Raw genomic sequence first — 25,610 nt, forward strand, 5'->3', positions numbered from 1 at the left:
TTTTGACCTGTCTTTTTCATGGGAAAACAGATTGTAAAACACCATAAAAACAGATATACTGTAATTAGAAAAACAAATGTCTTTCACAGACATTCATTCTATAAAGTGTTTGTAAATCACCGAGGGGGGATTGCTTTATGAAACTGATGTTTTTAGGCGCTGACCATGAAGTCACCGGCAGCTGCCATTATATCGAAGCCTGCGGCAAAAGCATCCTGTTGGACTGCGGCATGGAACAGGGACGGGATACTTACGAAAATCAGGAAATTCCCGTTGCCGCTTCCGCCATCGACTATGTGTTTTTGTCCCACGCCCATATTGACCATTCCGGGCTTTTGCCCCTGCTGTACAAAAACGGCTTTCAGGGGAAAATCTACGCCACCGATGCCACCACGGACCTGTGCCGCATCATGCTGTTAGACAGTGCCCACATTCAGGAATTTGAAGCCCAGTGGCGGAACCGAAAGGCAAAACGTGCCGGCGCACCGCCCTTTGAACCTCTTTACACCACAGCAGAAGCCACAGCCGTTATGGAACACTTTGTTCCCTGTGACTATATGGAAATGGTGGAAGTCTGCGACGGCATCCGCCTGCGTTTTACAGACGTTGGGCACCTCTTAGGCTCCTCCAGCATGGAAATCTGGCTGACAGAGGGGGATGTGACCAAAAAACTGGTATTTTCCGGTGACATCGGCAACATCAACCAGCCCATCATCCACGACCCCCGCTACACAGCGGAAGCGGACTACGTCATCATGGAAAGCACTTATGGTGATCGGCTCCACACCGTCCCGCCTGACTATGTGCAGGCATTGGCGGAAGAAATCCAGGAAACGCTGGATGCTGGCGGCAATCTGGTCATTCCTTCCTTTGCCGTAGGACGTACACAGGAAATGCTCTACTTCATCCGGGAAATCAAGGAACGGAATCTGGTAACGGGACACGATAACTTCCCCGTTTACATCGACAGCCCCCTTGCCATTGAAGCCACAAGGGTATTCATGGAAAATCGTCTGGACTGCTTCGATACCGCCGCCATGGAACTGGTGAAAAAGGGCATCAACCCCCTGCAGTTCCCGGGTCTGAACCTTGCCATCACACCGGAGGATTCCACCGCCATCAACTTTGACCGGACACCCAAAGTGATCATTTCCGCTTCCGGCATGTGCGAAGCGGGACGTATCCGCCATCATCTGAAACATAATCTCTGGCGTCCAGAATGTACCATTCTCTTTGTAGGCTATCAGGCCATCGGTACACTGGGGCGCAACATTGTGGAAGGCACTAAGGAAGTGCGGCTGTTCGGTGAAACCATCGAAGTCAATGCCAAAATCCATCAGCTTGCCGGTGTCAGCGGTCACGCGGACAAAAAAGGTCTGCTGAACTGGATTCACCACTTTGACCAGAAGCCCCAGACCGTCTTTGTAGTACACGGGGAAGATCTGGTCTGCGAATCCTTCAAAAATTGCCTGAAAGAAGACTATGGCTTCCATGCCGTAGCCCCTTACAGCGGTGCCTGCTTCGACCTCTCCGACGGCTCCATGATTTCCGCTGGTGTGAAGATTCCCGTTGTGCCGAAACTCTATCCCCATGCCCGTGCGGCAACGGAAGGCGGCAAACGCGCCATGTACCTTTCCGATCAGCTGGACGAAGCCGGCAAACGCCTCCTGCGCATCATCAGCCAGAACAAAGGCGGCGCCAACCGGGATATGGAAAAACTCCTCAAGCAGATCAATGCCCTTTGCGACAAATTGGAAAGTTGACTTTCCCTTCTCATACCCAACCCCTGAAAACGTCGGAATTCTTCGGATTTCCGGCGTTTTCCCGTTTTTCCAAAGAAAAAGCACGAAATCCATCGAGATTTCGTGCTTTATATTATTTCCCTGCAATGTCCATTTCTCTCACCCGTACGGAGGGTGCCCCCTTGCCGCCGCTGGTGAAATACAGGTCATTTGCCGCTTCTGTGATGTTTTTCAGCAGTTCGTAAAAATTCCCTGCCACGGTGATCTGTTCCACCGCCTGTCCCAGTTTTCCGTCTGTCACCAGAAAGCCTTCTGCCGACAGGGAGAAATCACCGGAAACGGTATTGGCGCCTGCGTGCAGCCCCGTAATATCTGTAATGAGGATGCCTTCGCCCATATCCGCCAGCAGTTCCTCCTGACTGCGCTGTCCCGGCGCCAGATAGAAATTGGTCACCGCTGTTTTGATAGGCGCTGTCAGCCCTGCTTTAAAGCCGTTCCCTGTGGAAGGAACGCCGTCCTTTCTTGCCGCCTTCCCGTTATACAGATATGTTTTCAACACACCATGTTCCACAACGGCTTTGTTATAACAAGGCACCCCTTCGCTGTCAAAAGGCGTAGAGGCGTACCCCTCTGGCAGCAGAGGATCATCCCGCAGTGTCACACAATCTGCCGCAATCCGCTCTCCCGCTTTTCCGCCCAGCATGGAAAATCCTTTCTGGATATTTTCCGCAAAGAATACCCCGCAGAATACCCCCAGAAAGTTTGCCATAACGGGACCATCCAGTACCACTTTATATTTTCCGCTGGCAATGGGTGCCGCGCCCAAATGGCTTGCGGCAATCTGCGCCGCCTTTCTGCCTGTTGCCACAGGGTCAAACTGTTTCCAGTCGTTTCCTTTCCAGAAGTAAGAGCCGGTCTTGACTTCTTCTCCATCTTTTGCAATGGCACAGACGTAAGCCGTCACACTATTTTTCGCATGATAGAGGGATAAGCCGTAGCTGTTGGCAATGGCAGTTTCCATCCAGTCTGTATCCAGCACGCAGTAATCCATGGAGGCAATGGAATCTTCCCCTTTCAGGGCGGCATGCTCCATTTTCTTTGCCGCCAGTATTTTTTCTTCTGTGGTCAGCCGTTCCAGAGCCTGATTTTCCCCTTCCAGCGCAGGATAAACGTCCCCAGCGTGGTACAGTTCCTCCCATTCGCTTTCGGAAAGAAGTTCCGCGTGTTCTTTTGCCGCTGCCACCAGATAATCCGCCGCCGGCTCTGTCAGTTTTTCCGTATAGGCATAGCCTGTCCGTCCCTGCCATGTGCCGCGGAAAGAAATCCCCTGCAATGTGCTGTTTTCGTAATCGGAAACTTCTCCCTCCATAATCATAACCTCAAAATGTTTGCTGCCTTTATAATATACCTCGCAGTCGGAAAATCCTGCCGCAAGGGCTTTTTCGATGAGTATTTTCTGAAAATTCTTGTAATCCATTCTTTTCGGTTACCCCCTTCCGCCTACGGTCATTTCTTTGACCCGAATCATAGGCTGTCCCACATCTGTGGGAATGGAGCCGCTGATGCTGCCGCACATGCCCTGTGCCCGCTTCAGGTTGTTGCCCACTTTGTCAATCTGCATAAGGACTTCCGCCCCCTTGCCGATGAGGGTCGCTCCACGGACAGGCTCACAAATCTGTCCATTGCGGATGATATAAGCTTCCAGCACCGCAAAGTTGAATGTGCCCGTTGCCGGGTCTACGCTGCCGCCGCCCATCTGCTTTGCATACAATCCATAAGGCGTGTCTGCAATGATGCTTTCCGGTGTACTGTCCCCCGGAGCCAAAAATGTATTCGTCATGCGGCTGGTAGGCGCGAAACGGTAGTTTTCCCGTCTGGCACTGCCTGTCACTGCCGCTCCCATTTTTCTGCCGTTCATACGGTCCACCAGATAGGTTTTCAGGACACCATTTTCAATGAGTACATTCCGTCTGGTGGGTGTGCCCTCGTCGTCCATGTTGGCGGAGCCCCAGCCGTTGGGAATGGTGCCGTCGTCAATGGCTGTCACCAAAGGAGACGCAATCTGCTGTCCCAGTTTTCCGGCGAATACAGAGGCGTTTCTTGCCACCGCTGTGGCTTCCAGCCCATGTCCGCAGGCTTCATGGAAAATCACGCCGCCGAAACCATTGTCGATGACTACCGGCATTTTCCCCGCGGGACAAGGTTTTGCCCCCAGCATGGTCATGGCAATTCTTGCCGCTTCCCTTGCCGTATCCTCCACGTTAATCTGGTCAAAAAGTTCAAAGCCAACCGAACCGCCGGGTCCTAGATGTCCGCTCTGTTTTTCCGTTGCGGAAGACGCCACCGCCTCCACCGTAAAACGGCTGCGCACCCGTCTTTCTTCTGCCCAAACGCCTTCGGAATTGGCAACCAATACGTTTTTGGTCACATCCAGAAAGCCTGTGCGGGTCTGGGTAATGGCAGGGTCATAGGCAAAAGCCACCGCCGATGCTGCCGCCAGATAATCGGCTTTTTTCCGTTTTTCCACATCGTCCGGCAGTACAAAAATGGGGTTGATGTTCTGCCACTGACGCGTTTTCCAGTCCGGCAGACGCAAAAGATGGGTGCCCTTCACCGTTGACGCCATTTCCCGTGCCGTCCGCACCAGATTTTCTTCGGAAGTATCATTGACAAAGGCGTAAATGACACGATTGCCGCAGAATAAGCGAATCCCTGCGCCGTAATCCAATCCGCCCAAAGCCGTTTCTACCTGCCCGTTCACCATGGCAATATGGTTGCGTTTGGTCTGTTCCACATATAGTTCCGCAAAGTCCGCCCCTGTTTCCAGAGCCGCTTCCAATGTATGTTCCACCACAGATTTTTTCAGCATGTGCCATCACTTCCTTTCGGTTCCGTTTCTTCCAGATAGCGGGCAATGGCTTCCAGATAATGAAGCATGCCGCCGCCCTGCTGGAATATCTGATATTTCTTCTCAAAAGCAGCATAGGGGATGGATTTGCGTCCGCCTTTCTGTGCCGCTTCCCAATAGACTTGCAATGTTTCCAGAGGTAAAAAATAATATTCCCCCAACGCAGAAAAATACACCAGCAAAAAGGCAATGCCCCTTTGTGCCTGAAAATCCTCCATAAACCGCAGCTGATGCTCATGGATATTCTGGAGGGGCAGGTGCTTCTGCGCCGTTTCCTTGGCATCAAAGCATACGGGAATCCCCTGCACCACGCCCATATAGTCTACGGTACTGTTCTGGTCGAAGTATGCCAGCGTAATGGTGCGGCGTTTGTTGTCCACCTCCACCGGCGTAATGGGCGTGGGTATTTTCTGAAACAATGCCAGCCCTTTTTTCCGGTAGGATTCGTTTGTGAAATTGATGATTTCTTCTAAAGCGCTGCCCCGCAGCCCTCTGGAATTCCAGTATGCCATAGTTCCTCCTAGGGAAAATTTCCCTGTTCTGCAAATTTTATTTTGCAGACATTATACCACAGTTTTGGTTTCCCGGCGCAACTATTTTAATGGCTGCCAGCCAGTTCCGACACCGTCACAAAACGGATGCCTTCTTTTTCCAGTTCCGGTGCCATTTCCGCCAAAACCCGGGCTGTCAGCACACCCCCTTCCGGCCCCACATGCCCAATGGCAACGGCGCTTCCTTTTGCTTTGGCAATGTTTGCCGCTTCCCGCAGCCGTTCCTCCACCACGCTTTTTTCCGTGGTGCTGTCCAGAAATACATCCCGTTCCAATAAAGGCACTCCTTTTTCTCCTGCCAATGTGCCGCATTTGCTCTCTGCCGTGGTGACACTGTCCACAAAGACGCCGCCTTTTTCCCGTACCACATCCAACACACAGCCCAATGTATTCGCATCCTCCATGACTGCCGAACCCATGTGGTTATTGACCCCTGCCGCCTGAGGTACCGCACAATACGCCGCCTCCATACACTGCCGGACTTCCGCCGCCGACATGCCCCGGCACACAGCACCATCCCCTACCCATTCGGGTTTTCCTGTCAGGGATTCCATGGGCATATGTATAATGACCTCTTTTCCTGCCGCTTTCGCCTGTGCCGCGTTTTCCGCCGTATGGGAAGAAAAAGGCAGCACCGCCGCTGTAAAAGGAATGTCCAACGCCAGCATCTCTGCCGTTCCTGCGCCGTTGTAGCCAAAATCGTCAATGATAACCGCCAGTTTTGCCTCCTCCACTGTCATTTGTGCCGCCGGTACAAAAGCCGCCTGCAATTTCCCTGCTGTCTTGCCTGCCAGAAAACAACACACAAACAGCAACCCAATTCCCAGATATTTCTTCTTTTTCATGGCATCCACTTCCGTTTTTTACCTTTATCCTATCCCCCTTTTCTTGTCCTTATGCCTTTTGGGCAGAAAAAAAGCCGGTATCCGCTAAAGAAAGCAGATACCGACCCAATTTATGCCATACTGTTTTTCTTCCAGAACCGAAACTCTGTCCAGATGAGCACTGCCGCCAGCAGACACGCCAGCACATCGGCAATGGGCGCCGCAGCCAATGCCCCCGTCAATCCGAATCTGCCGGACAAAATCAGCGCCAGAGGAATCAGGAAGATAATCTGTCTGGACAATGCCACCAACAGGGATTTTGCGGGCTTGCCAATAGCCTGGAAAAAGGACGCTGTCACCTGCGGCAGACCATACACGAAGAAGCCCAGCATATACAGCTGGAAGCAGAACACCGCAAATTCCAGATGCAGAGGTTCATTCTTCACAAAAAGCCCAGCCATGAAGCCGCCGCCCAGCTGGAAAATGCCGAACCACACAATGGAAATGATGAACGACACCGTCACAGCCACACGGAAAGTCTGTTTCACCCTGCCATACTGTTTTGCCCCGAAATTGTAGCCGTTGATGGGCTGTGTGCCGGATGCCACCCCAACGAACATGGCATGTGCCACCTGATAAATCTTCATCATGATGCCGTAGCAGGACAGGGCAATTTCACTGCCGTATTTTGTGACCGCACCGCAGTCTGTCATGAGGTTGTTCATGACGATCTGTGTCAGCGCCGTTGCCATCTGCATACAGAAACTGGGGAAACCCAGAGAAAGGATACTGCCGCAGGTCTTGCCGGACAGTTTCAGATATTTTTTATAGAAAGTGATGTGCTCAAATCTGGGAATATAGGCCACGCAGATAAGTCCAGCCACTACCTGCCCAATGATGGTAGCGATAGCTGCCCCTGTGACACCCATATCAAAGCCGAAAATGAAGATAGGGTCTAAAACCAGATTGATGCCTGCCCCAATCATCATACTTCGCATGGTATACTTGGGATTGCCGTCAGAACGGATGATTGCCGTAAATGCCATATTTGCCATCTGGAAAGGCAGCCCCAGTGCAAGGATGCGCATATAAGTCACAGACAAATCCAGAACCGCATCTGATGCCCCAAAAAGACGGGCGCAGGCAGGGCCGCCGATGATGATGACAGCTGCCAGCAGAACCCCTGCCAGTATCAGCAGTACAAAGGCATTGCCAAAGGTCTGTTCCGCTTTGTCCCGTTCCTTCCTGCCCAAACAAAGGCTGATGTTGGCAGCACAGCCGTCCCCCACCATAAGGGCAAGGGCTGCCGAAAGGGTAATCATGGGGAATGCCACGTTGGTGGCTGCTACGCCGTTGATGCCCACGGCGCGCCCCACGAAAATCTGATCCACAATGTTATACAGACAGTTGACAATAAGCGTCAACACTGTCGGTATGGAAAACTGCATCAATAGTTTACTGATCTTTTCCGTACCCAGAATGTTTTCTTTTCCCGTTTCCATGCCATTCCCTCCTCATTTTTGCAGAAAAAAAAGACGCCTTTCGGCGTCCTTTTGAAATTCTTCTGTTCTCTGGACAGCCGAAAAAATCAATGTCATTTCCATTGTATTTCTTCTCCCATCCAGACTGTCTGTCGGCTTCGTAATTTCAACGAATCAGCCTTTCGGCTCGCGGGCTGTTACCGCCGGTAGAGATGCACTCGTTTCCGAAGAATGTGTCTTTGTTTTTTTATTTTACATCATCGGCAGGCTTTCCGCAAGCGCCGCAGAACTTTTGTCCTTCTGCCAAAGGTGCGCCGCAGCCGCCGCAGAATCTGCCCACTTCACCGTCCGCATCGGTGACCTGTACATCACCGGCTGCTTCCGCCGCTTTCTGGGCAGCCCTTTCTGCTGCCTCCTGTGCCGCAGCTTCTGCTTCCAGACGTTTCTGCTCTGCCCGTTCCGCTTTTTCCGCTTCCCGGTCCGCCTTCACCTGTTCGATTTCCGCTTCCAGTTCCTTGATGCGGTCTTGTGCCTTTACGATTTTATCACAAATGGCTGTAGCTTCTTCGTCCAGCTGGTCGCCCATGACGAATTTCGCCCAGTAATACATGCCAAGCTCCCGCTGGTACTCATTGATATTGCCTTTCTGTATGACAATATCGCTGTTGATGCGGTTGATTTCCAGTCCATCATTGGCTTTGTCCGCCGCGGTTCTTGCCAGTTCTCCTAATTTATCCAAAAAAGCCATTTCCAGCGCCTCCTCATTTGTTCCATTTGCTTTGTATATTCGCCAAAACATACGCTTTTTCCTGCAAAAAAGCAGAAAAATGCATCTGCTTGCATGAAATTTGTATCTTTCCCCCTGTTTTTTTCCTGTCCATTAGGGAAAGCGTCCGAAAATTGCTCCTTTTCTTTGGACTTTTCCTCTAAATGCACAAAAAACAACCTTTTCCCAAAACACCTGTTTACATTGCAAAAATACTACCGTATAATGATAATACTTTATTTTGATACGGAACGTGTTATTGCAGTGAGAGGGAGTCTGAATCATGGAGTTGTTGAAACAAAGAATATTAAAAGATGGGACAGAAATCGGCACCGAAGTCGTAAAGGTAGATTCTTTTCTGAACCATCAGTTAGATATCGGTCTGTTTATGGCGCTGGGCAAGGAGATCCACCGTCGTTTCGGTCATCTGGGCATCAATAAGATCCTGACCATCGAAGCGTCCGGCATCGGCATCGCTGCCATCACCGCCATTTATTTTGATCTGGTGCCTGTAGTTTTCGCCAAGAAAGCACAGCCCAATACCATGACAGAGGAATTTTACGGCGCGCCCGTCAAATCCTTTACAAAGGGTACCGTGTCCATCGCTCGTGTATCCAAAAATTATCTCAACGCCAATGATAAAGTTTTGATCATTGATGATTTTCTTGCCCACGGCGAAGCAGCAGCAGGTCTTGCCAATCTGGTAGAACAGGCAGGCGGCACTGTATGCGGTATTGCAGCCATCATCGAAAAAGAATTCCAGGGCGGCAGCAAAAAACTCAGAGATGCCGGCTATCTGGTGGATTCTCTGGCGGTCATCACCAAAGTGGAAGACGGCAAGATCTATTTCAAAGACTGAAAATCATACACGAAACAGAGGCACAGGGCTTTTCCAAAGAAGAAAACTCCTGTGCTTTTTTCATGTTTTCTCTCCCCTTTGTCCATCCGCAAAAGACATTCGGAATTTTTGCATATTTTGTTATATGATTGTATGTTTGTATGTTACCTTTATGAAAGAATGTCAGTTTTTTCCATTTTTCTCAACACCTTCCCCTTACAACATAATATACAAAAAAATGTATGACACCCATGGTTATTTTTTCCATCTCTTTTTCCACTTACCCATTGAGAAACCATCTGCTTTTTGCTATGATGGAAGCGCATGTGCCCCTTTGATTGTCACGACCAAGAGACACTGGGAGCAGATGCATTTTTTATGTTTTTGAATGGATTTATGTGAAAATTTAAGGGGGTTTTTTCTATGCTGCGAGGGTTCGCAGAAGATTTGAAACACGAGTTTCGGGGATACAATTCCGCCGCACTGATGAAAGACCTGATGGCAGGTCTGACCGTTACCGCCGTTGCGCTGCCGCTGGCACTGGCATTCGGTGTCAGTTCCGGTGCCGATGCCGCATCTGGTCTGATTACCGCCATCATTGCCGGTCTGGTCATGAGCTTGCTGGCTGGGGGATATTATCAGATTTCCGGTCCCACAGGGGCTATGGCAGCCATCCTCACTTCACTGGTGGCAGGCTATGGTCTGGACGGCGTATTCATTGCCACACTGCTGGCTGGTATCCTGCTGCTTCTGGCGGGCATCCTCCGTCTTGGGAAACTGACCTCTTTCATACCCGCTCCCGTTATCACAGGCTTTACCTCCGGTATTGCCATCGTCATTGCTCTGGGGCAAATTGACAACTTCTTCGGCACCCACAGCGAAGGCGCCTCCACCATTGCCAAACTGGCAAGCTACGGCACACTGGGCTTCCATCCCAATCTGACTTCCGTAGGCATTGGTCTCTTTGTGGTGCTGTTTATGGTGTTCTTCCCGAAAAAATGGAATGCTGTGGTTCCTGCATCTCTGGTGAGCATCATTCTCACCACTGCCTTTTCCATTTTCGTTGGTTTGGATGTGCCCACCGTTGGCACCATCCCCCAGACCCTTTTCCCGGAAAAACGACTGCTCTTTTCCGCACTGGATTTGACCACCGTCACAAACCTCATCATGCCTGCCTTCAGTATTGCCATTCTGGGCATGATTGAAAGTTTGCTCTGCGGTGCCAGCGCAGGTCAGATGACAGGTGTTCGACTGAAAAGCAATCAGGAACTTATCGCCCAGGGCGTGGGCAATATCCTGCTGCCTTTCTTCGGCGGCATCCCTGCCACAGCTGCCATTGCCCGTACCAGCGTTGCCATCCGTTCCGGCGCAAAAACACGTCTGACGGGTATGTTCCACGCCGTAGGGCTCTTGATTTCCATGTTCCTGTTGGCTCCCGTCATGAGCCAGATTCCCATGGCAGCCCTTGCCGGTGTCCTCATGGTAACTGCATGGCGCATGAACGAATGGAACTCTATCCTGTATATGTTCTCCCATAAATTCAAAGGGGCTATGCTGGAATTTCTGGCAACCATGATTGCCACCATCGTATTCGACCTGACCATTGCCATTCTGGTAGGCGTTGTCATCGGTCTGATTTTCCTGGTGTCCCGTCTGTCCTTCATCGAAATCAACTACGAAAAGGTAGACATGGAACGTCTGCGTGTGACAGACCCTGTCCTGCGGAATCGTTACAATAACGCCATGGTGGCTTACATCACCGGTCCTATGATTTTTGCCAACACCCAGAATGTGGCAGATATCTCCACAAAAATCGGCGACTGCGACACACTGCTCTTGTCCATGCGTGGTGTATCCAACATTGACATTTCCTGTGCCCAGACCCTCCGCACCCTCATCGGAAACCTGCGGATGAAAGGCGTAGACGTGGTTCTCTGCGGTCTGCCCTCCCGTGCCATGGAAATGATGCGCAGAACAGACCTGGACGAATATGTGGGCAAAGAAAACTTCTACTGGAGCGTAGAACGTGCCCTGCTGACAAACCGTCCCCTGCCTCCCTGCCGTCAGGACTGAAAAAACGCAGTTTCATAAGAAAACAAAAAAGGCTGAAATCCTTACCATACCAAGGATTCCAGCCTTTTTTCTTATGCTTTTTCCGCCTCGTATTCCGCTACGCAGTTTTTCAGGATTTCATCCAGCTCCTGCCATTTCTGTTTCAGCCGCAGAGGCTTGCCTGCCTGTTCTAAGAAGCAGTGTTCAGAAACGCCTGTAAAGAGCACCTGTGCGGTTCCTGCCAGTTTCATTTCGTATGCCAGATGCATCATCATGCCGTTGTATTTCTGCACCTTTACGGTGATTTCCAGCACATCGGCAAATGTGCAGCTTTTTTTGTATCGTCCATGTACCCCTACCACAGGGGAAACAATGCCCTCCGCTTCCAGACGGTCAAAACCCCAGCCGATTTTTTCCAGAAAATCCACCCGGGCTTCTTCCATCCAGCGGATGTAATTGGAATGATGGGCAATGCCCATTTTGTCTGTTTCGTAATACTGTACTTTATGCAAATATGGTTCCATAATTCGCCTTCTTTCTTCAAATGGTTTCCTTTTTTTGTATTCGCCGCCGGTGCTGCGATTCCTTCCCACTTCTGCATATTGACATAATTTTTCCGCAAAAAGGCCGCCTGCTTTGCCAAAATTTTACAAATCTGAAAAAATCGTTGCCAAAACATGCCGTTTCCCACTAAACTTAGAATAGAAACTTATGCCGCCGGCAGGCAGAACAGGAGGAATGTCCATTGAACGAAATTTTATTGCTGACAGGCATTGTCATCATCATCTGCATTCTGGTGCATCGTCTGACCTTTCGCCTAGGGGTGCCGTCCCTGTTGGCGTTTCTGGCTCTTGGCATGTGCTTCGGCGTTGATGGCATACTGCATATTTCTTTTAACAATTACCATATTTCAGAAATCATCTGTTCCATCAGTTTGATTTTCATCATGTTTTACGGGGGCTTTGGCACCAATTTTGAAGAAGCCCGTTCCGTTGCCGTCAAATCCACATTGCTTTCCACCCTGGGCGTACTGTTCACTGCCGGGCTGGTGGGTGTCTTTGCTCACTTCGTCCTGCATCTTCCCTGGGCAGAAAGCATGCTCATCGGCTCTGTCATCTCATCTACAGACGCCGCTTCCGTATTCAGCATTCTCCGTTCCAAAAAGCTGAATCTGAAAGACCACACCGCTTCCATGCTGGAAATGGAGTCCGGTTCCAATGACCCCATGTCCTATATGCTGACATTGCTGTGGATCACCATACTCACAGGGGATCAGGTATCTGTACCTTTGTTGGTGCTGCGTCAGCTTGCCATTGGCAGCATTTTGGGTCTGCTGTTGGGAAAAGGCGCTGTTTTTGTGCTGAACCGCTGCAATTTCTACATCGACCAGGGGAATACCATATTCCTTCTGGCTGTTTCCGCGCTGGCTTATGCTCTGCCTTCCGCTCTGGGCGGCAATGGGTATCTGAGCGTATATCTTTGCGGCATCGTCATGGGGAACTCCTATCTGCCCCATAAACGCGATCTGGTGCTGACATTCGACGTATTGACAGGCATTGCCCAGATGGTCATCTTCTTCCTGTTGGGACTGCTGGTGACGCCTTCTCAGCTGCCTGCGGTGTTCCTGCCCTCTGTGCTTATCATGGCGTTTTTGACCCTTGTGGCAAGACCCCTTTCCGTAACTGCGGTGCTTGCGCCTTTCCGTTCTTCCAAAGAACAGATCGGCTTGGTTTCCTGGTCTGGGCTGCGGGGAGCCGCTTCCATTGTGTTTGCCATTCAGGCAGTCCTCAGCGGCGCACCTATGGAATACAATCTGTTCAACCTGGTGTTCTGCATCGTGCTCCTTTCCATTTCTCTGCAAGGCACTTTGCTGGCACCTATGGCACATAAACTGAATATGATCGACGAGAAAGCCGACGTCCGCCGCACATTCAATGACTATCAGGCAGAAAGCGACATCACCTTTTCTAAGATTTCCATCAGCCCTCATCATCCATGGGTAGACCATTCCCTGAAGGATGTCCCCCTGCCGCCGGAACTGCTGGTGACCCTGATCCTGCGAAACGGCGTTTCTCTGGTGCCCAATGGCTCCACCGTCCTGCAGGCAGGCGACCTGCTGGTACTGGCAGGACATGAATTCGAAGACCGGGAAAACCTGACCCTCTACGAAGTTTCCATTGACAAGACCCATAAATGGAAAGACAAATCCCTGCGGGAACTGTCCCTGCCCAAAGGCACCCTTATCGTCATGATACAAAATGAAAAGGGCACTGTCATTCCCGATGGCAATACGGTCATTCATGGGGAAGATACCCTGGTCATTGCCAGATTCTGATACCAAAAAAGCTGATTCTCAAAGAGAATCAGCTTTTTTTATCTATATCATGCCTGTTCCGGCACCAATTCGCAAACGCAGTAATCCCATTTTTCACACAGATGTTTCTGCGCCTCCTTGGATGCCTGTCGCATACAATCCAGAGAAAGCACATCCCCTTCCGTGTGGAAATATACAGAAACCCACATTCTCCGTCCCGTGCGGGTCACATCATAAAACACAGGCTCAAATCCATATGCCTGCAAAAGAGGCTCACAAATCCCCTTGACCTGCTCCAGTACTTTTTCATCAGGCGCAAAAAGGAAAATGTCTTTCACGGCGCCAAAAAACATTTTGGCTGCCCCCGGCAGTGCGAAAGCCACCACCAGCAGTGCCACCACCTGGTCCACGTAGGGTGCCATCCACGCAAGGCTGGTATCCTTCAGTACCTTTGCGCCAAAGAACGCCGCCGCCATACCCATGCTGTAAAGGACATCCAGCCGCCACGCCATCCACTCTGTCTGCAATATGGGAGAAGCCACTTTTCTGGCACCCACATACATAACCCCCAGAATACAAAGGCTCACCAACCCCAGCAGCAGCTGGAACATGGATACGACACCATATGCCACATGAGCACCGCCGGAAAGCATGGTCTGGATAACATTCACTGTCAATCCTGCCATAACGGAAAGCATCATGGCAGACTTCACTGCTGTAAATACAGATTCCACCTGCGCATAGCCAAAGGGATATTTCTCTGAAATCGGTCTGTAAAAAAGAGGTGTCAAGCAGACAGCCGCTGCCATCATGAGCATTTCCGCCCCATCATAGGCGGCATCCATGAGTACCGACTGGGAATGGCTGGCAAAAGCAAACAATAACTCTGCCGCCACAAAACACACGTCGGCAAAGACAGAGAGCTGCAAAATCCGTTTTTCCGTCTGCAATTCTTGATTTCTCGACCTTTTGGGCATGACTGCCCCTTGGGTTTGTTCCATTTTCATTCACTCCTTATAAAGACGCTTGCTGTTTTTGAAAACCATCACCGTCCTATCTGCGGCAGACCGCTGCCCCCGTGATGTTCTTCCAAATGGTTTTCTCTCGCTTTTTTGCGGCTAAGGAAGATATATTGTTGTCCCAAACCCCTTTCTTTTGATTCCTGCTTCTGATTTATCATATAAAAAAAGAGAGAATATGGATTCTCTCTTTTTTCGTCGCATTTTAAAACTTTAATTCATCGATATCCATAGTGCCCATGGGAATGCTGTTGCCGCAAGCGGGACAGGCAATTTCCTTCTGGGTTTCCATGGTTTCCTCATCCACGTCGATTTCCTCGCCGCAGTTGGGGCAGATGAAGGAATAGAAGTACACGGGTTCTTCCGTTTCTTCTTCATCCAGTTCCATTTCTTCCAGTTCTTCATCGTCCAGGAAGGTTTCCAGCATAAATGCCATATCTTCCAGAATATCCATGATGCCATGGAAAATCTTGCCTTCTTTGGTGTCGGGATCAAACCCGCTGCCGTCGCAAAGCCCTCTCAGATATGTGATTTTCTTATCGAAATATTCCATTTATCACTGCCTCCTTCCGAAAGATTGGAAAAAAGATTAGTTGTTCACTCTGCTCAGGTATTCGCCTGTACGAGTGTCGATTTTGATGATTTCACCCTGGTTGATGAACAGAGGTACCTGAACGGATGCGCCTGTTTCAACGATAGCGGGTTTTGTAGCGCCCTGTGCTGTGTTGCCTGCGAAACCGGGTTCTGTGTCTGTGATTTCCAGTTCAACGAACAGAGGGGGTTCGATACCGAATACGTTGCCGTCATGAGCCAGCAGTTTTACGTTTTCGTTTTCTTTTACAAATTTCAGGGAATCGCCAACGTCATCAGCGTTCAGAGCGATCTGGTCGAATGTTTCGTTGTTCATGAAGTGATACAGTTCACCGTCATTGTACAGGTACTGCATATCCATTCTGTCGATGTGTGCTTTGGACATTTTTTCAGTAGGACGGAATGTTTTTTCCACTACTGCGCCTGTTTTGATGTTTTTCAGTCTTGTACGAACGAAAGCCGCACCTTTACCGGGTTTTACATGCTGGAATTCCAGTACGCTGTAAATTTCGCCTTCGTATTCCATGGTTACGCCGTTTCTAAGTTCACCTGCAGAAATCATGTTTCATTTCCTCCTCAAATTTCATCTTACGGGAAAAAATTCCCGCTGCTTTTAAAAATTATACTATATTTCTTATTCTAAAAATAAGCATATCCTATTATATTTTAATGGAAAATCAATGTTTTTTCAATACATAATCTGAAAAAAACCATCTTTTTGGCTCAGATCATGCCATTTCTCTTGAAATAAACCTGCATCACTTTCCGCTCTGCCCCGCGTTTTACCTTTGTGATGAGCTGGTCACGGTCGCAGATGGGCGCTGTCATGATGCAGTACAGACCGCCTCTGTGGCCGCACCACATATCCGTAAATACCTGATCGCCTACCATTGCCGCTTCCCGGGGCACCAGCCCCAGTCGTTTCAATGCCTGTTTCATTTTTCTGGGGTTAGGCTTGCCTGCTTTGTGGATAGCAAGGGCTTTCAGGGGCTTATTGAAGCGATGCACCCGTTCTTTGTTGTTATTGGACAGGATGCACAGGCGGAAACCCATGTCCTGCATCTGGGCAAAAAAGTCAATGAGCTTTTCATCCGGGTCTGCCACATCAAAGGGCGCCACCGTGTTGTCGATGTCGAATACCAGTCCCCGTATGCCCATTTCCTTCAGCTCCGCCAAAGGCAGGTCATAAATGGACTGAATGTACAAATCAGGGAAAAAACGTTCCAGTATCATATTGCCTCCTTATATCCTCTCGTCCAGTTCAATACGCAGCAAAGCGTTTTCCTCCACCGTTCCCAGCTGCTCCCCGCTGAGATAGCGGATCATGGCTTCGTCGGCGTTTCCCGTCACGCCGTAAATCAGTTCAATGCGCTTGGTGCGGAGCAGGGTTCTACCTGCCGACCGGATATTGGCGCAGAGCACCACATTGATGTCCTGTTCCGTGAGAAACTCCGCAATGGTCTTATCCCCCAAGGGCACCACTTCTTTTGCCTTCACCAGTTCGATTTCCACATCATAGACTGTAAATTCTTTCGTTTCGCTGTACCGGAGAAAAATCTCCCCGTCCTTTGTGGGAATGGCAACCCGCATGACCCACACCTTCCTTTCTTTGTCCTATTGTATCCATCCTTTGGGGGCGTGTCAAATTTTCCCGTAATTTTTTTTGCGTATTTCACCGAAAAAGGGTAAAATAGGAACGAATACAGAAGTTTACATCGAAAGGAGATTGAAATATGGACCCTAGAATTGAACAATTGGCTTATAATCTGGTGCATAATTCCTGCCGCCTGCAAAAAGGCGAAAAAGTCATGATTCACCAGAACGGCATCCATCCGGCGCCGCTGGTAAAAGCCATCATCAAAGAAGTATACAAAATCGGCGCAACACCCTTTTTGCAGCTGATGACAAACTCTCTGGAACGTGAACTGCTGCTGGGCGCCACAAAAGAACAGATGGAGCTCATGGCAAAGGCAGACAGCCTGCTCATGAACGAAATGGACGCATTCATCGGCGTTCGTGGTGAAGACAACATCACCGAACAGGCAGACGTGCCCAACGAAAAACAGAGCATTTACGAAAAATATTACTCTGCGCCTGTCCACCATGAAATCCGCGTGCCCCATACAAAATGGGTGGTACTGCGCTACCCCACAAACGGCATGGCACAGTCCGCACACACCAGTCTGGAAGACTTTGAAGATTTCTACTTCAATGTATGCAATCTGGACTACGGCAAAATGTCCAAAGCCATGGACAGCATCGTTGACCTGATGAACCGCACAGACAAAGTTCGTCTGGTGGCAAAAGGCACCGACCTGACATTCTCCATCAAGGACATTCCCGCAGTGAAATGCGCCGGCACCTGCAACATTCCCGACGGGGAAATCTACACCGCCCCCGTTCGCGACTCCATCAACGGCGTTATCACTTACAACACCCCTTCCGAATACAACAGCTTTACATTTGAAAATGTAAAACTCACATTCAAAGACGGGAAAATCATCGACTGCGACGGCAATGACAAAGAACGTCTGGAACACATTTTCAACACCGACGAAGGCGCAAGATATGTGGGTGAATTTGCCATCGGCGTAAACCCTTATATCACAAAACCCATGAACAACATCCTGTTCGACGAAAAGATTTCCGGCAGCATCCACTTCACTCCCGGTAACTGCTACGACGACGCACCCAACGGCAATAAATCCGCTATCCACTGGGATTTGGTGCTGATTATGACACCGGAATACGGCGGCGGCGAAATCTGGTTCGACGATGTGCTCATCCGCAAAGATGGCCGTTTCGTACTGCCCGAACTGGAATGCCTGAATCCTGAAAATCTGATGTAATTTTGTTTCAGCAGGAAACATAATAATAGTAGAAACAGCCTTTCTCAAACAGAGAAAGGCTGTTTTTTTCGCATATTTTTGAAGAAAATAGAAAAATTTGGGGCAAATTCTGCTCTTTCAAAATCCCTATGTTGTCGTTTCCGACTCTCCCAGTCCGCACCGGACTGGCGAAAAGGTTTCCAAAGGGAAAATCTTTCCCTTTGGTCGCCTGTGGGGGTTTGGGGACCATGGGAAAGGTCCCCAAGTTTTGGGTACTTTTGCGCCAAAAGTACCTCTCCGAAGGACACTAGCCCTTAGGGGCATCTTCATAAGAAAACAAAGAAAGCTGAAATCCTTTTCATATATGAAGGATTTCAGCTTTCTTATTTTTACTAGTTTATAATGGATATGTTTTCTTATGAAGACAGCCATCGCAATTCCCCTTAAGAAATCAAGAAAAAAGAAAACCAATGTTTTCTTGAGGGGAAGTTGCTTTAGATATCCGTTTTCTGCGCCTTTCGCCTCTCCCGAAACAGCTCCTCCGTTGCTGCCAAAAGTTCCGTCTGTATCTCCTCCACCATCTCTGTCATGTGGGACACCGTTACCACATAAGGCGTTTTCCATGGGTCACAGCCTGCGGTCATGGCATCCAGCAAAAGGGAAAGGATGCTTCGCACCAGGTCTGTTTTCTGGTATAAATCCTGCAATACATCCAATGGTTTTTCCACGTTTTTCTCCCCTCCTTTTGCCCATGGTATCACACCTTTTTCCCTTTCATGGGAAAATGCCACAATCCTGTGGCATAATTTTTTTCCACAAAAACCATTTATTTCTCCTTTTCCCTGTATATCCGTTGACAGAAAAGCCCAAAATATAGTAAAATGCAAGGGACAACAGCAATGAAAAGGAGAGTAGGCGGCACAAAATGCCACAGAGAGCCCCGGTAAGCTGAAAAGGGGCGCAGGAATGACGCTGAACATGGCCTTGGAGCTTCGCACCGACTGCTTTTGCATAGGCTGCGACGGGTTGCGCCCGTTACTGCGTGAGGGTATTTATTGTACCTGCTGAGGTCTTTTTTGTGAAAAAAAGATAAACTAAGGTGGTAACACGGTCACTTCCGTCCTTTGCAGAAAGGGCGGTTTTTTTATTGTGTGCCATCTTCCATTTTTGTAGAAAACCATTGAAAAGGAGAGATATTTGTGGCAAAAGAAAAATTTTATATCACCACACCCATTTACTACCCCAGTGATAAGCTGCATATCGGTCATTCCTACTGTACCGTTGCAACAGACACCATGGCACGTTACAAAAGACTGCGTGGCTACGACGTTATGTTCCTGACAGGTACCGACGAACACGGTCAGAAAATCGAACGTATCGCCAACGGTCAGGGCATGACACCCAAGGAATACACCGACAAAATCGTCAAAGGCATCAAGGAACTGTGGAGCACACTCTGCATCTCCTATGATAAATTCATCCGTACCACAGACGATTACCATGTAAAAACCGTTCAGAAAATCTTCAAACAGCTCTACGATCAGGGCGACATCTACAAAAGCTCCTATGAAGGCTGGTACTGCACACCTTGCGAATCCTTCTTCACAGAACATCAGCTGGTAGACGGCAAATGCCCCGACTGCGGCCGTGATGTGGAACTCTTGAAAGAAGAAAGCTATTTCTTCCGTCTTTCCAAATATCAGGACAGAATCATCAAATACATGGAAGAAAATCCCGAATTCCTGCAGCCCAACACACGCCAGAACGAAATGATCAACAACTTCCTGAAACCCGGTCTGGAAGATCTGGCTGTTTCCCGTACCTCCTTCAAATGGGGCGTACCTGTAGAATTTGACCCCGGACACATCGTATACGTTTGGGTAGACGCTCTGTCCAACTATATCACTGCTCTGGGTTACGGCACAGAAGATGACAGCCTGTTCAAAAAATTCTGGCCTGCTGACGTACACGTTGTTGGTAAGGAAATCGTACGTTTCCACGCCATCATCTGGCCTGCAATGCTGATGGCTCTGAATCTGCCTCTGCCTAAACAGATCTTTGGTCACGGCTGGCTGGTTATCAACGGCGGCAAAATGTCCAAATCCGTTGGTAACGTTGTAGACCCTAACGTACTGGTTGACAAATACGGCGTAGACGCCATCCGTTACTTCCTGCTCCGTGAAATCGCATTCGGTCAGGACGGCAACTTCAACAACGAAGCACTGATTCAGCGTATCAACTCCGACCTGGCAAACGACCTGGGCAACCTGGTTTCCAGAACCGTTGGTATGATTGACAAATATTTCGGCGGCACACTGCCCGCAGAACGCACTGCAACACCTTTTGATGAAGACCTGAAAGCTGTTGCACTGGCTACCACAGAAAAAGTGGAAAACGCTATGGAAAAAATGTTCTTCAGCGATGCTCTGGTAGAAATCTGGAATCTGGTTCGCCGTACAAACAAATATATCGACGAAACACAGCCTTGGATTCTGTGCAAAGACGAAGCAAAGAAAGCAGAACTGGCAAACGTGCTGTACAACGTTGCAGAAAGCATCCGTATCGTTTCTATCCTGATTCAGCCTTTCATGCCCAACACACCTGCAAAAATCTGGGCACAGTACAACATCACAGAAGGCGACGCAACTGCTTGGGACAGCACAAAAACATGGGGCGTACTGCCTGCTGAACTGAAAGTACAGAAAGGCGAAACACTGTTCCCTAGAATTGATATGAAGAAAGAACTGGCAGAACTGGAAGCAGCTATCAAAGCTTCTCAGGCAACATCCGTTGCAAACCAGCAGAAAAAAGAAGCGGAAAAGAAAGCAGAAGCTGAAAGCGAATACCCTGCAGAAATCACCATTGAAGACTTCTGCAAAGTACAGCTGAAAGTAGGCGAAGTGCTGGAAAGCAAAGAAGTAGAAGGCTCCAAAAAACTGCTGCGCAACGTGATCAAAATCGGTGACGAAGAAAGAGTTATCTTCTCCGGCATCAAAGACGCTTATGCCCCCGGCGAACTGGTAGGCAAACGCGTTGTGGTTGCTTATAACCTGAAACCCAGAAAAATGATGGGTGAAATGTCTTACGGAATGATTCTGTGTGCCGAAGACGGAGACGGCAAACTGAGCGTTCTGACAACAGACGACAAAGACTTTGCAAGCGGGAGCAGCATCAGCTGATGTATTTCGAATCTCACGCACATTATGACGATAAACGCTTTCGTGAAGACAGGGAGAAGCTCTTAGAGCTTCTCCCCTCTTGCGGTATTGACCATGTAGTCAATATTGGCTGCGACCTGAAAAGCTCCAAAGAGAGCATCCGTCTGGCTGAAAAATATGACTACATTTACGCTTCCGTCGGCGTACACCCTCACGAAGTCAGCGAAATGACCTCTCAGACCATCGAAGAACTCCGCCGCCTTGCGGCTCATGAAAAGGTGGTTGCTATCGGCGAAATCGGTCTGGATTATTATTACGATTTCAGTCCCAGAGAACTGCAGCAGTTCTGGTTCCGCCAGCAATTACGCCTTGCAGAATCTGTTAACAAACCTGTAATAATTCACTCCAGAGATGCTTCTCAGGAGACCTTTGACATCATCAAAAGCAGCCCCATCCGCCGGGGTGTCATCCACTGTTACTCCGGTGCATGGCAAATGGCGCAAGATTATGTCAATATGGGCTTTTTTATCGGTGTTGGGGGGGTAGTGACCTTCTCAAACGCCAAAAAACTGGTGGAAGTGGTGGATAAAATCCCCATGGAAAAAATTCTCATCGAAACAGACAGCCCTTATCTGGCACCTAACCCCAACCGCGGCAAACGTAACGACTCCAGAAATTTACAATTTGTTGTCGAAAAGATTGCGGAAATTAAGAAATTGTCACCGGAAGATGTCGCAAAAATTACGTTTGATAACGCAAAATCGCTCTTTTTTTAAAAAAGGGTTGCATAAATGTTACAAATATGTTAATATAAGCAACGTAATAAAAATGAAGGTATATCGTTATGGTATATCTTCATTTTTTGCAGTTGTGAATTTAACGAAATTTATCGATAGAAGTGACGACTTCCATCCCTTACGACTGCGATACCGAATGACCCCTAAGGTCTTTCGGGAAAGGCATAAAATCTAATGTCTATCATCTGAATACGAGAGGAACGCCAGGCGGCCTTGGAGAAAAGACGCAGAATTTTTTCCGAACCGTCAACCCCAATCCTTTTCGGCTCCCACTCATTTTTACCCACAAAAAAGAGTGGTACAGAAAAAAGGAACCAACGTTCAAGGAGGAAAACAATGAAAAAACATCTTAGAGTATTTGCTATCGTGGTATCTATTTTAGCAATCGGCTGCGGCACAGCGTCCGCTTATGACAAAAACACACAGTCCGTATTACTGGATATGGACGGTGTACCCCGCATGGTGACAACAGATAAGACGACGGTCGGTGAACTGATGGCTGACCTTGCGGAAAACGTGGAAACAGAATACATCGTAACAAACGCAGATGAAAGCGATGTACTGGTAGACGATATGGAACTGACTCTCACATCCGTAACAGAAAAAACAGTTTCCACAACAAAAACAGTGCCCTACGAAACAGTAGAACGCACAAACAACAATCTGAAAAGCGGTGAATCCCGCGTGGTACAGGAAGGTGTTAACGGCACCGCAACTGTTATCAACAAAGAAATCTATCACGGCACAGAACTGGTAGAAACCGTTTTCGTAGAAGAAAAGGTTGTTACCGAACCCGTAGATAAAATCGTGGAAGTAGGTCCCGAAAATGTCATCAATGGTTATACCTACTCCAAAGCAATCAATGTAAAAGCAACAGCCTACACACCTTATGACGCAGGCTGCACCGGCGTTACAGCCACCGGTATGAAAGCCGGCAGAGGCGTAGTAGCCGTTGACCCTAAAGTAATCCCTCTGGGCTCCAGAGTATACGTGCCCGGTTACGGCGTAGCCATTGCCGCAGACACTGGCGGCGCCATCAAAGGCGGCAGACTGGATGTATGTGTGGACAGCGTTTCCGAAGCATACAGCTGGGGTGTTAGAAACGTAACTGTATACGTTCTGGAATAAGACCCGTTGAAATAGAATACAAAACATCATATACCACAAAAAATAGCAACAGCGTCCGAGAGATCGGGCGCTTTTCTTTTCGTCTTTCTTCTCCCCTTCAAAATCCCCTTTCTCCTAAAAAATGCCCTCATTTTTATCAAAATCTCCTACTCCGTACAATTTTGTATCCTGTATACATCTTATTTCCATTATAAGCCACTCTCAGGGGTTTTTACCCCCTTCCATGAAACTTTCCCCATAAAATATAAAAACGCCTCTAAAAACCCCCTTTTTGACGTTTTCAAGCTAGGGTATCCCCTTTACGCTTTTTTCCATAGAAAAAGGAACATGGATTTTCCATGTTCCTTCTGGATTTCCTTATTTTGTGCTGTCTACAGTGATGGTCTTTGTAGCATCGTCCCAGCCTACAGCAATATCCATCAAACTGCACAGGTCACGCAGTTTGAAGTATGTACTGCCGTTGATGGTGTAAGCAGGCATTGCGTATTCCATCCATCCTCTGTACACAGGTGCAGCGGAAGGCAGTGCCTGTTTTGCGGTGCCGTCCCCTGCTGCCAGTTCGCCGCCTACTGCCACGTAAGCTGTACCACCCTGCAAACTGATGGCTTTGGCTTTTGCATCCCAAGTCACGTTAAAGCTCTTCGCTGTGCCATTGACAGCTGCCGCTACGTCACGCAGTTTGAAATATGTATTGCCGCCGATGGTGTAAGCGTCAAAAGCCACTTTCTTGCCATTTACCAGTACTTTGGCTGTACTGGGTGTAGCTGTGGTATACTGGGGCTTTGTCAGGCTTGCCGCTGTTTGTCCATTGCCTTCCACCACCAGATATACTTCCGCGCCGCCTGCAATGGCAGGATACATACCAAGGGCACGATAGATGCCAGGTTCTTTGATGGTATAAGTGGTGCCAACTTTTACAACAGCCTCTCCTTCGCTGTCAAAATAGAGAGCGTCCCAGCTTTCCTGTGTGTAGCCGTCAGGAAGCATAACTCCTTGGGCTGCCAGCGCGTTTCCGGCACTGAGATACTTTGTCACTTCAAAAGTCTGCAGCTCGTCCACAGCACTGACTTTCACAGGTGCCTGACACACATAAGCTTCCTTTCCCGCCACAGTGGTCTTGCCAGTCACATTGGAGATGCTGAGCTGATATTCAGCCGCTTCCCCTTCCATTCTGTCATAGCCGTCCACCTGCACGGTTTCTGCCCCGAAAGCTGTTACAGGCAGTGCCATGGTCAGCACTAGTGCCGCAGCCAGCCCCCTCATACTTCTTTTTTTCATAAATAACCCCTCCTAATACATAAACATTTTTTTGTATCCACACAGATACAAGCCCATTATAACAAGGAAAGTGTTCCTCCACAAGAACATTTTTCCTCCCCATAAAAAAACATCGGCATACTCTAAAAACTGAGCATACCGATGTTTCTATGTTACAGTTCGATGATTTCCGCGTTTTCCACGGCTTCTTCCAGATATTTGTCCAAATCTGTCAGTTTCCGTTCAATCCGTTCGATGACATTCAGACGAGGTTTGATCTGGGGGTGTTTTGCCACAAAAATGGTGCAGCAGTCTTCGTAAGGACGAATGGAAATGTCATAGGTGCCAATCTTGGTACCAATGTTGATGATTTCCTGTTTATCCATACCTGCCAGAGGACGCAGTACGGGCATATTGCAGACTGCGTTGATGGCATAGATGCCCTGCATGGTCTGGCTGGCTACCTGACCTACACTTTCGCCGGTGATCAGGCTCCATGCGCCATCTTTTTCGGCGATTTTTTCCGCCGCACGCATCATAGCACGTTTCAGGTGGATGGTCAGCTTATCATGGGGCACATTTTCCAGCAGATACAGCTGCAAATCCGTAAAAGGCACTACATAGAGCTTAAATTCGCCGGTAAAGTCCGCAATGCGTTTTGCCAGGTCGATAACCTTCTGTTTTGCCCATTCACTTGTATACGGAGGGCTATGGAAGTATACGCCTTCCACTTCCACCCCACGTTTTGCCATCATCCATGTGGCAACAGGGCTGTCGATCCCGCCGGAAAGGAGGGAAACGCCCTTGCCGGAGCTGCCGTAGGGCAGACCGCCGTAAGTCTTGATGATTTTGGAATACATGTAAATGCGGTTACGCACTTCGATGTTCAGCACAACGTCAGGTGTTTTCACATTTACAGTCATGTTAGGCATGTGGTCGAGGATGTATTCCCCTACATCCGCCGCAATCTGCATAGATGCCACGCCAAAACCCTTATTGGAACGACGAGCGTTTACCTTAAATGTCATGGGTTTATCGCCGTAGAGCTCCTGCATGTGGCGCAGAGCTTCTTCTTTGATGGCGTCCATGGACATTTCCTGCAACCGGATACCGGGGCACAGTGCCACCAGACCGAAAATAGGCTCTACTCTGGGAATCACCAAATCATAGTCCATTTCGCCGCCACGGTCTTCCACAATGAGGCGACCGGGTTCTCTTACGACATAATAATTTCCCACAGGGTCCAGATTTCTGCGAATCGCCAGAATCAGACGATTGATGAAGATATACTGGTTATCGCCACGCATGGCAATTTCCCCGAATTTTACAAGCAATACTTTATCCGCCATACTTCCT

Annotated in this window: 23 protein-coding genes, 1 riboswitch and 1 other annotated feature; of the genes, 8 read left to right on the top strand and 15 right to left on the bottom strand. The window is 48.9% G+C overall.

Translation table 11 applies throughout. The features are described from left to right. Positions 1–137 precede the first annotated feature (137 nt). Entirely contained in the window at positions 138–1,763 is a 1,626-nt protein-coding gene (locus INF29_RS02965) for an MBL fold metallo-hydrolase RNA specificity domain-containing protein (protein WP_193484494.1), read from the top strand. Between the two features lie 112 nt (positions 1,764–1,875). On the opposite strand, the gene INF29_RS02970 is transcribed toward INF29_RS02965, so the two are convergent. The 6 genes from INF29_RS02970 to INF29_RS02995 form a co-directional block, all read right to left on the bottom strand. Continuing rightward, on the bottom strand, positions 1,876–3,219 hold the full coding sequence (locus tag INF29_RS02970) for a TldD/PmbA family protein (protein ID WP_193484496.1): 1,344 nt from the start codon (positions 3,217–3,219) through the stop codon (positions 1,876–1,878). A gap of 9 nt (positions 3,220–3,228) precedes the next feature. Further along, complete coding sequence (locus INF29_RS02975; RefSeq protein ID WP_193484498.1) at positions 3,229–4,611, bottom strand: TldD/PmbA family protein; 1,383 nt, start codon at positions 4,609–4,611, stop codon at positions 3,229–3,231. Beyond that, positions 4,605–5,162 (bottom strand): Holliday junction resolvase RecU, encoded by a 558-nt coding sequence (locus INF29_RS02980; RefSeq protein WP_193484500.1) that lies wholly within the window; start codon positions 5,160–5,162, stop codon positions 4,605–4,607. Before INF29_RS02980 ends, INF29_RS02975 begins: the two co-directional genes overlap by 7 nt. Before the next feature lie 86 nt (positions 5,163–5,248). Then, positions 5,249–6,046, bottom strand: a complete 798-nt coding sequence (locus INF29_RS02985) for a divergent polysaccharide deacetylase family protein (RefSeq protein ID WP_193484502.1) — start codon at positions 6,044–6,046, stop codon at positions 5,249–5,251. A 110-nt stretch (positions 6,047–6,156) separates the two neighbouring features. Then, positions 6,157–7,527 carry an MATE family efflux transporter gene (locus INF29_RS02990; protein WP_193484504.1) on the bottom strand — a complete coding sequence of 457 codons (1,371 nt, stop codon included), beginning with the start codon at positions 7,525–7,527 and terminating at the stop codon, positions 6,157–6,159. Positions 7,528–7,630: 103 nt separating this feature from the next. Beyond that, positions 7,631–7,742, bottom strand: a riboswitch (FMN riboswitch). A gap of 11 nt (positions 7,743–7,753) precedes the next feature. After that, positions 7,754–8,254 (bottom strand): zinc ribbon domain-containing protein, encoded by a 501-nt coding sequence (locus INF29_RS02995; RefSeq protein ID WP_193484506.1) that lies wholly within the window; start codon positions 8,252–8,254, stop codon positions 7,754–7,756. Between the two features lie 301 nt (positions 8,255–8,555). Here INF29_RS02995 and INF29_RS03000 point away from each other — a divergent pair, with 301 nt between their 5' ends. Then, positions 8,556–9,131 (top strand): xanthine phosphoribosyltransferase, encoded by a 576-nt coding sequence (locus INF29_RS03000; RefSeq protein WP_072850542.1) that lies wholly within the window; start codon positions 8,556–8,558, stop codon positions 9,129–9,131. Between the two features lie 402 nt (positions 9,132–9,533). After that, a complete protein-coding gene (locus tag INF29_RS03005; protein WP_193484508.1) occupies positions 9,534–11,183 on the top strand; it encodes a SulP family inorganic anion transporter in 1,650 nt (549 codons plus the stop codon). Positions 11,184–11,254: 71 nt separating this feature from the next. Here the strand turns inward: INF29_RS03005 and INF29_RS03010 are convergent, their stop codons facing one another. Beyond that, positions 11,255–11,686, bottom strand: coding sequence for an acyl-CoA thioesterase (locus INF29_RS03010; RefSeq protein ID WP_193484509.1), 432 nt, complete (start codon positions 11,684–11,686; stop codon positions 11,255–11,257). Positions 11,687–11,907: 221 nt separating this feature from the next. Between INF29_RS03010 and INF29_RS03015 the strand changes: the two genes are divergently transcribed. Then, positions 11,908–13,497, top strand: coding sequence for a potassium/proton antiporter (locus INF29_RS03015; protein WP_193484511.1), 1,590 nt, complete (start codon positions 11,908–11,910; stop codon positions 13,495–13,497). Positions 13,498–13,544: 47 nt separating this feature from the next. Here INF29_RS03015 and INF29_RS03020 read toward each other — a convergent pair whose 3' ends face one another. The 5 genes from INF29_RS03020 to INF29_RS03040 all read right to left on the bottom strand — a co-directional run bounded on the left by INF29_RS03020 (position 13,545) and on the right by INF29_RS03040 (position 16,676). After that, positions 13,545–14,477, bottom strand: coding sequence for a cation transporter (locus INF29_RS03020; protein WP_193484513.1), 933 nt, complete (start codon positions 14,475–14,477; stop codon positions 13,545–13,547). A 223-nt stretch (positions 14,478–14,700) separates the two neighbouring features. Further along, on the bottom strand, positions 14,701–15,048 hold the full coding sequence (locus INF29_RS03025; RefSeq protein WP_022255378.1) for a CD1247 N-terminal domain-containing protein: 348 nt from the start codon (positions 15,046–15,048) through the stop codon (positions 14,701–14,703). A gap of 36 nt (positions 15,049–15,084) precedes the next feature. Beyond that, a complete protein-coding gene (gene efp, locus INF29_RS03030) occupies positions 15,085–15,648 on the bottom strand; it encodes an elongation factor P (RefSeq protein ID WP_022255379.1) in 564 nt (187 codons plus the stop codon). Positions 15,649–15,809: 161 nt separating this feature from the next. Continuing rightward, positions 15,810–16,319, bottom strand: coding sequence for a YqeG family HAD IIIA-type phosphatase (locus INF29_RS03035; RefSeq protein ID WP_193484515.1), 510 nt, complete (start codon positions 16,317–16,319; stop codon positions 15,810–15,812). 9 nt (positions 16,320–16,328) lie between these two features. Next, entirely contained in the window at positions 16,329–16,676 is a 348-nt protein-coding gene (locus INF29_RS03040; RefSeq protein ID WP_072850554.1) for a NifB/NifX family molybdenum-iron cluster-binding protein, read from the bottom strand. A gap of 143 nt (positions 16,677–16,819) precedes the next feature. Here INF29_RS03040 and INF29_RS03045 point away from each other — a divergent pair, with 143 nt between their 5' ends. Continuing rightward, positions 16,820–17,935: an aminopeptidase gene (locus tag INF29_RS03045; RefSeq protein WP_022364769.1), complete on the top strand. Its 1,116-nt coding sequence runs from the start codon at positions 16,820–16,822 to the stop codon at positions 17,933–17,935. 473 nt (positions 17,936–18,408) lie between these two features. Here the strand turns inward: INF29_RS03045 and INF29_RS03050 are convergent, their stop codons facing one another. Then, positions 18,409–18,642 carry a hypothetical protein gene (locus INF29_RS03050; protein ID WP_193484517.1) on the bottom strand — a complete coding sequence of 78 codons (234 nt, stop codon included), beginning with the start codon at positions 18,640–18,642 and terminating at the stop codon, positions 18,409–18,411. Positions 18,643–18,804: 162 nt separating this feature from the next. Further along, positions 18,805–19,042, top strand: a binding site (T-box leader). Between the two features lie 71 nt (positions 19,043–19,113). On the opposite strand from INF29_RS03050, the gene metG reads away from it, so the two are divergent. From metG to INF29_RS03065, 3 genes are all read left to right on the top strand, one after another. Next, positions 19,114–21,093 (top strand): methionine--tRNA ligase, encoded by a 1,980-nt coding sequence (gene metG, locus INF29_RS03055; protein WP_193484519.1) that lies wholly within the window; start codon positions 19,114–19,116, stop codon positions 21,091–21,093. After that, entirely contained in the window at positions 21,093–21,848 is a 756-nt protein-coding gene (locus tag INF29_RS03060; protein WP_193484521.1) for a TatD family hydrolase, read from the top strand. Before metG ends, INF29_RS03060 begins: the two co-directional genes overlap by 1 nt. Before the next feature lie 357 nt (positions 21,849–22,205). Next, positions 22,206–22,997: a G5 and 3D domain-containing protein gene (locus INF29_RS03065; RefSeq protein ID WP_193484523.1), complete on the top strand. Its 792-nt coding sequence runs from the start codon at positions 22,206–22,208 to the stop codon at positions 22,995–22,997. A 357-nt stretch (positions 22,998–23,354) separates the two neighbouring features. On the opposite strand, the gene INF29_RS03070 is transcribed toward INF29_RS03065, so the two are convergent. Together INF29_RS03070 and thiI are read right to left on the bottom strand one after the other, a co-directional pair. Continuing rightward, positions 23,355–24,275 carry a stalk domain-containing protein gene (locus INF29_RS03070; protein WP_193484525.1) on the bottom strand — a complete coding sequence of 307 codons (921 nt, stop codon included), beginning with the start codon at positions 24,273–24,275 and terminating at the stop codon, positions 23,355–23,357. A gap of 152 nt (positions 24,276–24,427) precedes the next feature. Continuing rightward, positions 24,428–25,603, bottom strand: coding sequence for a tRNA uracil 4-sulfurtransferase ThiI (thiI, locus tag INF29_RS03075; RefSeq protein ID WP_022255389.1), 1,176 nt, complete (start codon positions 25,601–25,603; stop codon positions 24,428–24,430). Positions 25,604–25,610 lie beyond the last annotated feature (7 nt).

This window comes from Anaerotignum lactatifermentans, assembly GCF_014982935.1.
In the GTDB taxonomy this organism is placed as follows: Bacteria; Bacillota; Clostridia; order Lachnospirales; family Anaerotignaceae; genus Anaerotignum; species Anaerotignum lactatifermentans.